At 67.9% G+C, this 12,684-nt stretch carries 12 protein-coding genes; 6 read left to right on the forward strand and 6 right to left on the reverse strand.

What is annotated here, in order from left to right; all coding sequences use genetic code 11:
* The first annotated feature begins 338 nt into the window (after positions 1-338).
* Entirely contained in the window at positions 339-812 is a 474-nt protein-coding gene (locus VSR71_RS12885; protein WP_342914243.1) for an Lrp/AsnC family transcriptional regulator, read from the forward strand.
* Between the two features lie 30 nt (positions 813-842).
* Here VSR71_RS12885 and VSR71_RS12890 read toward each other — a convergent pair whose 3' ends face one another.
* On the reverse strand, positions 843-2,762 hold the full coding sequence (locus tag VSR71_RS12890) for a PAS domain-containing sensor histidine kinase (RefSeq protein ID WP_342914244.1): 1,920 nt from the start codon (positions 2,760-2,762) through the stop codon (positions 843-845).
* Positions 2,763-3,345: 583 nt separating this feature from the next.
* Here VSR71_RS12890 and VSR71_RS12895 point away from each other — a divergent pair.
* The 3 genes from VSR71_RS12895 (at position 3,346) to VSR71_RS12905 (ending at position 5,442) form a co-directional block, all read left to right on the forward strand.
* Positions 3,346-3,969 carry a response regulator transcription factor gene (locus VSR71_RS12895; protein ID WP_342914245.1) on the forward strand — a complete coding sequence of 208 codons (624 nt, stop codon included), beginning with the start codon at positions 3,346-3,348 and terminating at the stop codon, positions 3,967-3,969.
* A gap of 45 nt (positions 3,970-4,014) precedes the next feature.
* The gene (locus VSR71_RS12900) at positions 4,015-4,698 is read left to right on the forward strand and encodes an Hpt domain-containing protein (RefSeq protein WP_342914246.1); all 684 of its coding nucleotides are present in this window, start codon (positions 4,015-4,017) and stop codon (positions 4,696-4,698) included.
* Positions 4,699-4,911: 213 nt separating this feature from the next.
* Positions 4,912-5,442 carry a hypothetical protein gene (locus tag VSR71_RS12905; protein WP_342914247.1) on the forward strand — a complete coding sequence of 177 codons (531 nt, stop codon included), beginning with the start codon at positions 4,912-4,914 and terminating at the stop codon, positions 5,440-5,442.
* 29 nt (positions 5,443-5,471) lie between these two features.
* Here VSR71_RS12905 and VSR71_RS12910 read toward each other — a convergent pair whose 3' ends face one another.
* From VSR71_RS12910 to VSR71_RS12920, 3 genes are all read right to left on the reverse strand, one after another.
* Positions 5,472-6,071 carry a TetR/AcrR family transcriptional regulator gene (locus VSR71_RS12910; protein WP_342914248.1) on the reverse strand — a complete coding sequence of 200 codons (600 nt, stop codon included), beginning with the start codon at positions 6,069-6,071 and terminating at the stop codon, positions 5,472-5,474.
* Between the two features lie 48 nt (positions 6,072-6,119).
* Positions 6,120-7,022, reverse strand: coding sequence for a patatin-like phospholipase family protein (locus VSR71_RS12915; RefSeq protein ID WP_342914249.1), 903 nt, complete (start codon positions 7,020-7,022; stop codon positions 6,120-6,122).
* Between the two features lie 283 nt (positions 7,023-7,305).
* Positions 7,306-8,061: a YceH family protein gene (locus VSR71_RS12920; RefSeq protein ID WP_342914250.1), complete on the reverse strand. Its 756-nt coding sequence runs from the start codon at positions 8,059-8,061 to the stop codon at positions 7,306-7,308.
* Positions 8,062-8,277: 216 nt separating this feature from the next.
* Here VSR71_RS12920 and VSR71_RS12925 point away from each other — a divergent pair, with 216 nt between their 5' ends.
* A complete protein-coding gene (locus VSR71_RS12925) occupies positions 8,278-10,035 on the forward strand; it encodes an FAD-dependent oxidoreductase (protein ID WP_342914251.1) in 1,758 nt (585 codons plus the stop codon).
* A gap of 8 nt (positions 10,036-10,043) precedes the next feature.
* Here the strand turns inward: VSR71_RS12925 and ada are convergent, their stop codons facing one another.
* Together ada and VSR71_RS12935 are read right to left on the reverse strand one after the other, a co-directional pair.
* Complete coding sequence (ada, locus tag VSR71_RS12930; RefSeq protein WP_342914252.1) at positions 10,044-11,129, reverse strand: bifunctional DNA-binding transcriptional regulator/O6-methylguanine-DNA methyltransferase Ada; 1,086 nt, start codon at positions 11,127-11,129, stop codon at positions 10,044-10,046.
* A gap of 8 nt (positions 11,130-11,137) precedes the next feature.
* Complete coding sequence (locus tag VSR71_RS12935; protein WP_342914373.1) at positions 11,138-11,914, reverse strand: 2OG-Fe(II) oxygenase; 777 nt, start codon at positions 11,912-11,914, stop codon at positions 11,138-11,140.
* Positions 11,915-12,175: 261 nt separating this feature from the next.
* Here VSR71_RS12935 and VSR71_RS12940 point away from each other — a divergent pair, with 261 nt between their 5' ends.
* Positions 12,176-12,655 (forward strand): nuclear transport factor 2 family protein, encoded by a 480-nt coding sequence (locus VSR71_RS12940; protein WP_342914253.1) that lies wholly within the window; start codon positions 12,176-12,178, stop codon positions 12,653-12,655.
* The last annotated feature ends 29 nt before the right edge of the window (positions 12,656-12,684 follow it).

Here is a 12,684-nt window from a genome sequence, read left to right on the forward strand (position 1 = left end):
CGGGCAGGGCCGGCGCGCATCGGAGATCGGGATTCCGGTTCAGCGCTCCGCGCCGTCGGCGCCGGCGCCTGGCGTGCCAGGCAGGGAAGGCAGGTTCGTGGTCATGGGGGCGTTCAGAACCGGTCAGTCGGGAAATATTATTGCAGTGGCGATGTTGCCCGCAGCGGGTGGCGTCGCCGCCAGTCATTGCCGGCCAGCGGGTTTTGGTGCTGGCTTTATGTCGCTGGCTTGGGATGCAGTGTATATTCTGCCCAGCAAAATTGGATTTCGTTAGCCACGCAGGGAAACCCTAGCTTATGAAATCAAATTGCCTGAATCGATGAAGTGAGGAAATCAAAGTGCAAACGATCGAGCTGGACCGTACCGATCGCCGCCTGCTGGCGGTCTTGCAGGAGCGCGCGCGCGCCTCGAACCTGGAACTGGCCGAGGCCATTGCGCTGTCTCCGGCACAAACGCTGCGGCGCCACCGCCGCCTGGAGGAGGCAGGGCTGGTCAAACGCTACGAAGCGCGGCTGGATGCCGCTGCCCTCGGCCTGGGCGTCGTTGCCTTTATCCACGTGACCATGGAGCGCGGGCATATCCGCGAGCTGTCCAACTTCAAGCGGCTGGTGGCGGAACTGGCGCAGATCCAGGAGTGCTTTTCCGTGACCGGCGATATTGACTACGTGCTGAAAGTGGTCGCCAGGGACCTGAAGGCGTTGTCCGACTTCCTGCTCGATACGCTGATGCGCATACCGGGCGTCAGTGCGGTCAAGTCCAGCGTCTGCCTGGACGAGATCAAGTGCACCAGCGCCGTGCCGGTGGAAGCCTGAAAGCGTGCGCCGGGGTTCCCGGTTTTCCCGTTACTCCGGGACCGAGTCGATCCGGTCGCACGCCACATTCATCGCGCGGCAAACCGCACACCAGGCGGGACATGAGCCGGGTTTGCTGGCGTCTGGCGCATCCTTGGCGGGTGGGTCGGATCGTGGCGCATGCACCGTCATCGCTGGCCGGGGCGGCGGCGGGTGGCCGCCGCTACAGGCGCGTGCCACCGCTTCGTCCAGCGCCTGCAGGCCCACCGGCTTGACGATCACGGCGTTCATGCCTGCAGCCAGCGCCGCGGCATGGTCATCCGCCACGGCACTGGCGGTGCAGCCGATGATCGGCACATCGCGGACCGCGTCATCGCGGGCCCGCACCGCGCGGGCGAACGCCAGGCCGTCCATCACTGGCATCGCGCAGTCGCAGACGACGACGTCGAACACGGCGCCATCGAGCCTGGCCAGCCCGTCGCGGCCGTCCTTCGCGGTGGCCACATGGTGGCCCAGGTACTCCAGCTGGCGCTGCAGCAGCAGGCGGTTCGGCGCATGGTCGTCGATCACCAGGATGCGGGCATGGCAGCGTGCGCAGCCCGGCATCGGCACCGGCTGCGCCGGCGCGGCTGCGACGGCGTCGGCCAACGCCAGCGGCAGCGATACCGTCACGCGCGTGCCCTGGCCCGGCTGGCTGGCCAGCGCAATCTGTCCGCCCATCGCGCTCGCCAGGCGCCGGCAGATCGCCAGGCCCAGCCCCGTGCCGCCTGCGTGCGCGCGCGACTGGCCGTGTACCTGCGCGAACGGCTCGAACAGCCGCGCTTGCGCCGCCGGTTGTATGCCGATGCCCGTATCGCTGACGGTCAGTGTCACGCCTTGCTTGCCGTCCTCGGCCGGCCCGGCTTCGAGCTGGATATGGATCGTTCCGCGGTCGGTAAAACGCACGGCGTTCGACACCAGATTGCCCAGGATCTGCCGGAAGCGCAGGCCGTCGACCTGGTGCATCGGCGCGAGGCCGGCGCCGGTTTCGCTGGTCAGCGTCAATCCTTTCTGCTCGGCCACGGGACCGAATATCAGCAGGGTGTCCTTGACCAGCGCCGGCAGCGATGCCGGCGCCGGTTGGACGCTGAACTTGCCGGCCTCCATCTTTGACAAGTCCAGGATGTCGTCGATCAGTGCCAGCAGGCCTAGCGCCGACTGATGCGCGGTCACCAGCTGGAGGCGTTCGCGGTCAGGCAGCTGGCATTGCGCCAGTGTCAGCTCCAGCATGCCGGTGATCGCGTTCATCGGCGTGCGGATCTCATGGCTGACTGAAGCCAGGAAGGTGGATTTGGCGCGGTTGGCGGCTTCCGCCTCGGCCGTGGCGTGCGCCAGTTCGGCCAGCATGTCGTGGCGTTCGGTCAGGTCGACGCAGCCGCCCGCGAGGCCCTTGACCTTGCCGTCGGCGGCGCGCAGCGGGGTAATCCAGTTGAGCACATGATGGCTGCGCCCGTCGAGCTGCAGGCAACGGTCCTTGCGCAGCGGCGAGCCCTCGTCGAGGACCTTGCGGTAGTCGCGCGCCAGCTCGGCCATGTCGGTGACGATGGGATGCGCGTGGCCCGGCGCATCCAGCGGCTGGCCGCGCAGCAGATCGCGCGTGACGCCGACAAGCTCCTCGTAGCTGCGGTTGCAGGTGATGAGCCGCAGCGAGGCATCCCGCAGGTAGACCGGCTGCGGGATGCCGTCAAGCAGCGCCGACTGGATCGCTATGTGGTCGTTCAGCGCACTCTCGGCGGCGCGGCGCCGGCGAACCTCGCGGTGGAGTACGGCGATCCATGCCAGCAGGCATGCACTGAGGGCGCAGAGCAGCATCGCGGCCCAGCCGTACAGGCGTTCATGGGCGAGCGGTGTGGCGCGCAGGGGCGCCATGGCCTGGGCCGCGGCGCCGGTCGAGCAGGCGAACAGGAGCATCGCGGCCCAACGATGCAACACGGCAGTTGCGTGGCGGGGGAGCGATGGGGCGCGGGATGCCGTGCGGTGGTATTTCGAACAGGCAGGCAACCAGGAGAAGCAGGGCAGGCGGGGCAAGGCGGGAAAGGCGAACCAGGAAAATGCGGCTGGTGTTCACTCTATGAGCCAAGCTGCTCCACTTCATTCAGACAATGCCGAAAATGCCTGTGGAAATTTCCGAATCGATTGGTGACAGTGCCTAATGCGCTGCCATTGGCGGGCCTGCAGCGGGAGTTTGGCCTGCGCCCGCGCCGACGGAATGGATGTCGGGCGACGATCTCTGCACATTGCAAGTGCGACCGGAGCGCTATGATTTCACCTTGTCGATCGCGATGCGTACGCGCTCCATCCATGCTCATCGCTCGCGATCGAAGCACGGGCCGCGGCATGGGACAACCAGGACAACCAGGACAACCACTTGCCTGCTCACGAAGATGGGAATTTTCCTTTCACTCCTCGGAGCCTTCAGGTGTATTCGTGAGCAAATGCTGAGCACAATTCTGCAACGCCTGACTTTGTGCTCCTTTCAACCAGGCACAGAAAAGTTCGCTATGGAGTAAATGCAGTGGCCACTATCCTGATTGTCGACGATCATCCGCCCGTACGAGTCGTCCTCAAGACCCACTTGTCCCAGGTGCTGGGCGTCACGCATGTGCTGGAAGCGGACAACGGCCAGGCTGCCGTGGAAATCGTGCGGCAGTATGCGCCGGACGTGGTGATCCTCGACCTGGACATACCGAGGATCAATGGCCTTGATGTGATCCCCCGCCTCAAGGCCGTGCATCCGAGTGTGCGCATCCTGGTGATCTCGGGCCAGGACCAGAATACCTTTGCCCCGCGGGCGCGCCAGGCTGGCGCGCAGGGCTTCGTGAGCAAGACCCAGGAGATTTCGGAAATCGTGCGCTGCGCCGAATCGGTGCTGGCGGGCTACACGGTAATGCCCGAGCTCGAGGGCGGCAAATCGGAGTTCGGCGATGAAGCATTGCGCCTGGCCAGCCTGTCGGACAAGGAGCTGATTATCATGCAAATGCTGGCGAAAGGAATGAGCAACAAGGAGATCGGCGAAGTGCTGTTTATTTCCAATAAGACCGTCAGCACCCACAAGACCCGGATCATGGAAAAACTGGAGGCGCGCTCGATCGTGGACGTCATCGATTTTGCGCGGCGCCACCATATTGCGATCGGCTGACATGGCGGGGCTGGTTTCATTCGTGTTGCCCGGGGGCGCGCTGCCATGACCGGCGCGCTGCTGATTGCAGCCCTGCACGACGGACAGTGGGGCGCCAGCCTGGCGGCGCTGCTGCAGCGGCTGGGGTTTGCACCGCACCTGGCCGCGCCGGGTACGGCGCTTGCGCCGGCATCGGCCGGCACGGTCGGGCTGGTCATCGCGGGGCCGGGCACAACCCTGCCGCCCACGCTGCTGGAAGGCTGGCATGCCGCCGGCGCGCTGTGCGCGGTCGCGGTACCGCCCGGGAAACACGCGGACCACGGTGCCTTCGTGGCCCGATTGCCGGTGCCGACGACCGAGGTGGCGATACTTGCCATGCTGGCCGAGCGCCACTACCTTGCGCTGCCTGCGCACGAGGCTGCCGCGATCCCCGCTGCGATTGCCGCGCAGACCCTCGGCGACAAAAGCTTCGCGGTCGAATTGCTGCAAGCGCTGGTGTCGTCGGCGCAGGCCGACCTGGCTCAGCTGCGCGCTGCCGGCACCGAACTGGAAACATGCGGGAGCATCGCGCATCGGATGAAATCGTCTGCGCACTACGTCGGTTGCGACGCGCTGCGCGTGCTGGCGCAGCGCATGGAAGACGCCGCCCGCAGCGGTGATGCCGGGACGGTGATGGCGCTCCGCGCGGTGTTCGAGCCGACCTGCGCGCGCCTGATTGAATTGCTGATGGCACTGGCGGCCAGGACATAGCGCCTGGCCAATTGACGCGATTATCAGGCACGGTGATTCACCGGATTGGCACAAACACGCCGCTTGATTATGCTGGATTAACGGTGGCTGGTTATCCTGAATATCCGGTAATGAATGCTGCCGATTCATTCGGTGCGGGCATGGATGGAATTCGGCGCGGCCATTTCAGCCAGATTATCCAGAGCCGGCACCGGCATTTTCCGGGAACGGGTCATGAACCATGCGTTGGCGGCATTGCCGGAATCGGCCTTCTATTTTCACCTCGCTGCGGTGGCGCTGCTGCTGTTGTCGTTCTTTTCCGGCCGCGCCATCTTGCAGGTGCTGGCCACGCGCGAGGGGCGCCGCGAACGAGCGCAGCGCCTGGTGCGCGTTGCAATTGGCCGGCTGGCCGCGCTCGGCGCCATCTGGACGGCGATCGTTTATGGGCACGGCGCATGGGAGCGCGCCGGTGCCCACAACTGCCGGCACCTGCCGGCGGTCGATGCGGCTGCGCGCTACGCCGCGGAATACTGCTACCTGCGCCATGACCGGCTGCTGCTGCGCGTGTATGGCGAAGGGCGTGGCGATGGGCGTGGTGCAGGGCGTGAGCATTTGCTGGTACATCGAACCATCACCAGCGTCGGTCCGGTCCACGTGAGCTGGGATGGCCAGGCGCTGGTCTACGCGTCTCCGGGGGGAGGTGCGCAAGGCCGGCTGGCGCTGCCGCCCACATGGCGCGAGCGCTTGCTGGCGCGGCTGCCCTGAAGCCATGAAGCGTTGAAGCCCCCGGAGGGCTATCGCTGCGCCAGGTCAATCCGTCCGAGCACCGCGTCGAGCCCGGCCGGCGCGGGGATCTGAACCAGCAGCCAGCGCACGGCATCGGCCAGCGCATGGCCGTCATAGTCGGGCGCAAAGCTCTGCAGCGTGGCACCGTGCAGGAAGCACCGCAGCGCCAGCCATTCCGGGCAGGGCGGCGCATCCGCAGGCTGGCCGAACAGCAGCGCAGGCACGGTCTCGAGCGGGTCGCGGACCGCGCGCGCCAGGCGTTCATCGCCGCGCGCCGCCATCCAGACTTCCAGGATCGCAAGCGAGTTGTGGCGCTGCGGGCGGTTCGCCAGGATATGCAGCATCAGGTGCAGCCGCAGCGTGGGAGTGAGCGGCCCGAGTGCCGCCAGCCTGGCGGACTCGCGCTCCAGCAGCCATGCCAGCATGGCGGGCAGCAAGTCGTAGCGGCCATCGGGGAAATGATGGCGCAGCGAGCCGCGGCTGGTGCCGGCGATTTCGCTGACGCGCGCTTCCGAGAAAGCCGCATAGCCTTGCTCGATCAGCAAGGCTGCTGCGGCTTCGATCAGGGCCTGGCGGGTACTCGCGCTGCGCTCGGTCTGGGACGGCATGCCGGCCATTGTAGCAACGTGCCGGACCCTGCCCGCACGCGGGCGCCGTCAGTGCGGCGCTTCCGCCGGGATATCGGTGCTGCAGCTGGGCGACGCGTCGTCGTGCGAGTGCACGTGCAGCGCGTGCGGGACATGCCGGCTCTCCAGGCCCTTGCCCTGCAGCCACTGGGCGGTGGTGGCGGCGGCGCGGTCGATCAGTTCGCCGCAGCGCGTGTAGTCGTAGGGCGAGATATCGAGCGGGCACAGCGGTGGCACCACGCTGATATATGCGCGGTCGGCAAAGTGCTGCAGGTCGTTCACCAGCTGGCGCGCCACCAGCAGCGACAGCGCATTGAAGGCATGTTCCAGCGCGCCGCGCGGCGCCCGGCGCTGGGCGCAGGTGAAGCCCGCGGGCAGCACGATCACCCGGGTGGCACCGAGGGCAACGGCGGTGGATACCGGGGTATTGTTGGCCACGCCGCCGTCGATCAGCGTGCGGCCTTCGAACTGGACCGGCGGGAACACGCCGGGAATGGCGGCGCTGGCCAGCACCGCATCGACGATGTTACCGCGCGAAAGCAGCACTTCGTCGCCGCTGCTCATGTCGGTCGCGACCACGTGCAGGGGCAGGTCGGCAGCTTCCAGCCGGCGCGGCCCGAAATTCCGCGCCAGCAGCGCGCGCAGGCCCGCCGACTCGACCAGGTGTCCGCGGCTGCGCCCAACCATGCCGAGCACGCTGCGCCAGCCCCACGGCATGATGTCGGCGCGGCGGATGCCGCGCCACAACTGCTCAAGACGGCCAGCGCCCTCAACGCCAGGGTTGCAGGCGAAATAGGCCCCGTTGATTGCACCCGCCGAGGCGCCTATGACGATGTCGGGCGTCACGCCCCATGCGACCAGCTCGCGCAACATGCCGACCTGGATTGCGCCGAGGCTGCCGCCGCCGGCAAATACGAAGGCTGTCTTGTCCATGGCTGTCGTAATGGCGCAGTGCGTCCGCGCCGTTTTCCCCTTTGCATGTCGGCTCGCGTGTCCCGACCCTGGCAAAAGCATAACCGACACCGGACCGGCTGGGCATGATGGTGTCCCCGAAGAGCCGGCCGTCACGTCCGTGTTTCGTCCCCCAAATTATGCAATTAACCGCCAAGAGAATATTTCGGACAACTTCTTGCAGGGCTTGCAGCAGGAGGGATCCTGCTGGCGGTACCCGCGGCCGCGGCAGGGCATGCCGGGGCGCGAAAAAGGATTGGGTGCGCTATTCCAGGAATTCGTCGGGAGAAATTCCAAGCTGGCTGGCCATGTGCTCGACCAGCGCATGCAGGCGGACAACCTTCTCCGCGAGCGCCTGGTGTTCCGCGCGCAACTGGGCGAGCTCGGCGGTCGTTCCGGCACCCCCGCCGGCACCCCCGTCGGCACTGCCCTGGCCGCCGCCGTAAGCCGGCTCCTGCGCGGCTTCCAGCCCCGCCTCGCCACTCAGCAGGTGCATCCAGCGGTGCTCGCGCGCCCCGGGCGCGCGCGCCAGCCGCACCACGAAGGGCGGCTCGCGCTCCGCCAGTTCCTCCAGGAACCCCTCCACCGACGAAATATCGGCAAATGCGTGCAGGCGCGCCGTGTTCAGTCGCAGTTCCGCCGCGGTCTGCGGTCCGCGCAGCAACAGCATTGCCAGCAGCGCGACTGACTGGCTTGGCACGGCCAGCGCGCGCTGCATGTTGTGCTCGAAGCGCGGCACGCGGCTGCTGCTGCCTTCGAAGACCAGGCTCAGGTGCTTGAGCCCGTCGATGGCGTCGAGGATCTCGGGCTCGCTCACGTTCATGACGGGGGCGCGGGCGGTCTTCTGGTTGCAGCCCGAGGCGAGGGCATTGAGCGACAGCGGATAGGTGTCGGGGACGGTGTGCTGTTTTTCCACCAGCACGCCGAGCACGCGGCCTTCTACGGCGGAAAGGGGACGCGGCGCGGGGCGGGCGGGGCGGTCGCCAGGCTGGCTGGCGTCGGAGACGGAATCGGGTTGCATCAAGACTCTGGGTTGGACTCGGGCGGCGCCTGCCGGCCTGGCAGCGCGCTCCCATTCAAGCGCAAGGCAGCGCCAGGCGCAACTATGCCATGCCAACGCCGCAGCGCCGCTGCTTGCGCCCGGTTCGTCCCTCGCATTCTGCGGCGTGCCGTCTACTATCGAGAGGCCGCGCCGCGCCGCACTGGCTGTGCGCGCATTGACTACAGGGGGGCCAACATGGCGATTTTGCAGGCGGAAGCGATGGCAACGGGTGCCACCGATGACGAGGCTGGCAGCGCGGGCGCAACGCCTGACGTCGCCGGCCTGGAAGCGCCGTACTCCACGCTGGAGTCGCGCTGGCACCAGATGTTCCCGCAGCTTGGCGCCGAAGACATGGCACGGGTGCAGCGCTTCGGCACGCCGCAGCGCTGGCGCGCCGGCGAGAAGCTGTTCTCGATCGGCCAGACCGGGCGCGGCATGTATCTCGTCACCAGCGGCTGCGTGCGCATCGTGCGCCGCGACGGGCTGGGCCGCGAGCACACGATCACCGAACAGGGACCGGGCCACTTCCTGGCCGAGGTGGGCACGCTCAGCGGCCGGCCGGCACTGGTCGACGGCGTCGCCGTGAGCGACACCGACGGCTACGCGATCGCACCCGAGCGCCTGCGCGCGCTGCTGGTGGCCGAGGCCGAGCTGGGCGAGCGCATCATGCGCGCGCTGATCCTGCGCCGCGTCGGCCTGATCGAGTCCGGCAGCGGCCCGGTCCTGGTCGGCCACGGCACCGAGCCGCTGCTGCTGGCGCTGCAGGCGTTTCTGCGGCGCAACGGCTATCCGCATACCGTGATCGACATGGACGTGGATGGCGATTGCTCGCTGCTGCTCGAGTACGCTCACGCGCCCGCGAGCGACTTCCCGCTGGTGATCTGCCCCGACGGCCGCGTGCTGCGCGCGCCGGACGAGGGCCAGCTGGCGTCATGCCTGGGGTTGCTGCCGGAGTTCGATCCGGACCACGTCTATGACGTGATCGTGGTGGGCGCGGGGCCGGCCGGCCTGGCGACGGCGGTGTATGCGGCATCCGAAGGGCTGTCGGTCGCGGTGTTCGACTGCCGCTCGCCTGGCGGCCAGGCTGGCGCCAGCGCGCGCATCGAGAACTATCTGGGCTTTCCCACCGGCATATCCGGGCAGGCGCTGGCCGGACGCGCCTTCGTGCAGGCGCTGAAGTTCGGCGCGCATATCGCCATCCCGCTGGAAGTGAAGGCCCTGCATTGCGGCACCGATCCGATCCGGCTGGAGCTTGTCGACGGACGCATGATTCCGACCCATACCGTGGTGATCGCCACCGGCGCGCAATACCGGCGGCCCGGCATCGAGTCGCTGGAGCGCTTCGAAGGGCGCGGCGTTTACTATTGGGCTTCGCCGGTGGAAGCCAAGCTGTGCCGCAACGAGTCCGCGATGCTGGTCGGCGGTGGCAACTCGGCCGGGCAGGCGGCAGTCTACCTGGCGTCGAACGCCGCGCACGTGCATATGCTGGTGCGCGGACCCGGGCTGGCCGCGACCATGTCGCGCTACCTGATCGACCGCATCGGTTCACTGCCCAATCTCACGCTGCATACCCATGCGCACATCACCGCGCTGACGGGCAACGGCTGGTTGTCGCGGGTGCGCTACGACGCGCCTGGCGAAAGCCCCACGCCGGTGGAAATGGACGTGCGCCACCTGTTCCTGTTCATCGGCGCGGACCCCAACGCGGGCTGGCTGCGCACCTGCCATGTCGAGGTCGACGACAAGGGCTTCGTGCGCACAGGAGGCGGCGAACTTGGCTGCGCGGCAGCGGTGCCGTATCCGCTGCAGACCAGCGTGCCGGGTGTCTTCGCCATCGGCGACGTGCGCTCGGGCTCGACCAAGCGCGTAGCGGCCGCGGTGGGCGAGGGCGCTGCCGTGGTGGCGCAGATCCACGACTACCTGGCGAAGGTCCGGCTGGCGGCGGCCCGATAGCGCAGGCTTCAGCCTTTCGCTTCGCGCGCAAGCAAGTCGCGCTTGCGCGCCACGCCCCAGCGGTAGCCTGACAGGCCGCCATCGCTGCGCACCACGCGATGGCACGGAATCGCCACCGCCAGGTGGTTCGCCGCGCAGGCCTGCGCCACCGCGCGTACCGCCCGCGGCGCGCCGATACGGGCCGCGATCTCGGCATAGCTGGCGGTGCTGCCGGGCGGGATCTCTTGCAGCGCCTGCCAGACGCGCTGCTGGAAGGCGGTGCCGCGCACGTCCAGCGGCAGCGCCAGACCGGTCGATGGCGCCTCGACAAAGCCGACCACCTGCGCCACCAGTTGCTCGAACCGGGCGTCGCCGCCGATCAGGTTGGCGCGCGGGAACTGGTCCTGCAGATCCTGCAGCAGAGCCTGCGGATCGTCGCCCAGCAGGATCGCGCAGACGCCGCGGTCGCTCTGCGCGACCAGGATCGCTCCCAGCGCGGACTGGCCAATGGCGAACCGGATATCGGTGCCTGCGCCGCCGGCGCGGTAGCGCGACGGCGTCATGCCGAGCACCGCGTCCGCGGTCTCGTAGAAGCGGCTGTTGGAGCCGAAGCCGGCATCGTAGATCGCCTCCGTCACCGATTCGCTGCTGCCCAGTTGCGTGCGCAGCTTGCTGGCGCGGTGCGCGGCCGCGTAGGCGCGCGGAGTCAGGCCGGTGGCGGCCTTGAACAGCCGGTGGAAGTGGTAGGGGCTGACGCCGGCGGCGCGCGCCAGTTCGGGCAGCGCGGGCAAGGTGTCGGCGGCCTCGATGCGGCGGCATGCGTCGGCCACCATGGCGGCGTGCTGTGCGGCCAGCGCTGGCGGCGCGGCGCGGCGGCTTGGCCGGTAGCCTGCGGCTTCGGCCGCCGAGGCGTTGTCGAAGAACTCGACGTTGGCGGGGTGCGGCAGCCGCGACGGGCTGCTGGGCAGGCAATAGACGCCGGTGGTCTTGACCGCGTAGACGAAGCTGCCGTCGGCGGCGGGATCGCGCGCGAGCACGCGCGCCCAGCGCGGGTCGTTTTCAATGGTGGTGGCGTCGCCGGTGTTCCGGCGCGGCCCTGGCATGGATGCAGGCATGTCGATCCTCAACTGGCGTCGTGGAAGATGATGCCGAGCGTGTAGCGCTGGCCCGCATGCAGCCGGCTGACGCCATGTCGCAGGTTGACCCGGTAGCTGCCGCGGCTGCCCTGCACGGGCCGCTGGCTGACGGCGAACACCACCGCATCGCCCTGGCGCAGCGACACCACTTCGGCGCGCGACTGCATGCGCGGGCGCTGCTCGGTCATCACGAACTCGCCGCCGGTGAAATCGCGTCCGGGCTCGGACAGCAGCACCGCCACCTGCAGGGGAAACACATGCTCGCCGTACAGGTCCTGGTGCAGGCAGTTGTAGTCGCCGGGGCCGTAGCGCAGCAGCAGCGGCGTGGGACGCGCCTGGCCGGCCTGGTGGCAACGCGCCAGGTAGTCCGCGTGCGCGGCCGGAAAGCGGGTGTCGATGCCCATCGCGGCGTTCCAGCGGTTCGCAACGGGCACCAGTCGCGGGTACAGCGCCATGCGCAAGGCGCCGACGATGTCGGGCAAGGGATAGGCGAAGTACTTGTACTCGCCCTGGCCGAAGCCATGCCGTGCCATCACGATGCGCGAACGGTACAGCCCGTCCTGCTCGTAGCGCGCGGCGAGCGCCCGGCATTCCGCTTCGGCCAGCAGGCCTCGGATGGCGGCGCAGCCATAGGCGTCCAGCTCGCTCTCCAGCGTGGCCCAGTCGATGCCATCGACGCGCGCGCCAATGGCCGCTTGCGGTGCCGGCTGGCGCTGGATTTCCTGCGATGCCGGCACGGGGCGGCGCGGTCCGCCAACTGTCATCGCGCGTGCCTGGGGGCGCTGTGCCTGCTTGATCGTCACTGCCGTTCTCCGCTGTTGGCTTGCATGGTGCCCACTTTAGGCCTGGCAAGCGGCCGTGGCACTCCGGGTCTTGCTTTTGAATTCTGCACGAGAAATTGCCTTGACAAGACAGATCTGTCTACAAATAATGAGACAGGTCTGTATCATTGTCTGGCGCGTTGTCGATGCCCGAGGGCACAGGCCGCCAAAACCAACCACCCTTCGCCTTGCAGGAGAAACCCGATGTCCGCCCAACCCGAAATCCGCCCGCCACTGCCGCCGTTCACCCACGATTCCGCGGTCGCCAAGGTCCGCGCCGCCGAAGACGGCTGGAACAGCCGCGACCCGGAGCGCGTGGCGCTGGCCTATACCGTCGACAGCGCCTGGCGCAACCGCGCCGAGTTTGCCAATGGCCGCGCGGATATCGTCGCCTTCCTGCAGCGCAAGTGGCAGAAGGAACTGGATTACCGCCTGATCAAGGAGCTATGGGCGCACGACGGCAACCGCATCGCGGTGCGCTTTGCCTATGAATGGCACGACGATTCCGGCAACTGGTACCGGTCGTATGGCAACGAGAACTGGGAATTCGATGAGGCGGGACTGATGCGGCGCCGTTTCGCCTGCATCAACGATGCGCCGATCCGCGAGGCGGACCGCAAGTTCCACTGGCCGCTGGGGCGGCGTCCGGACGGGCATCCGGGACTGAGCGAACTGGGGTTGTAAGCGAAAAAACCGCTGTTGTTTTGCCCTCT

It is taken from the genome of Cupriavidus oxalaticus, from assembly GCF_038900635.1.
Lineage (GTDB): Bacteria > Pseudomonadota > Gammaproteobacteria > Burkholderiales > Burkholderiaceae > Cupriavidus > Cupriavidus oxalaticus_B.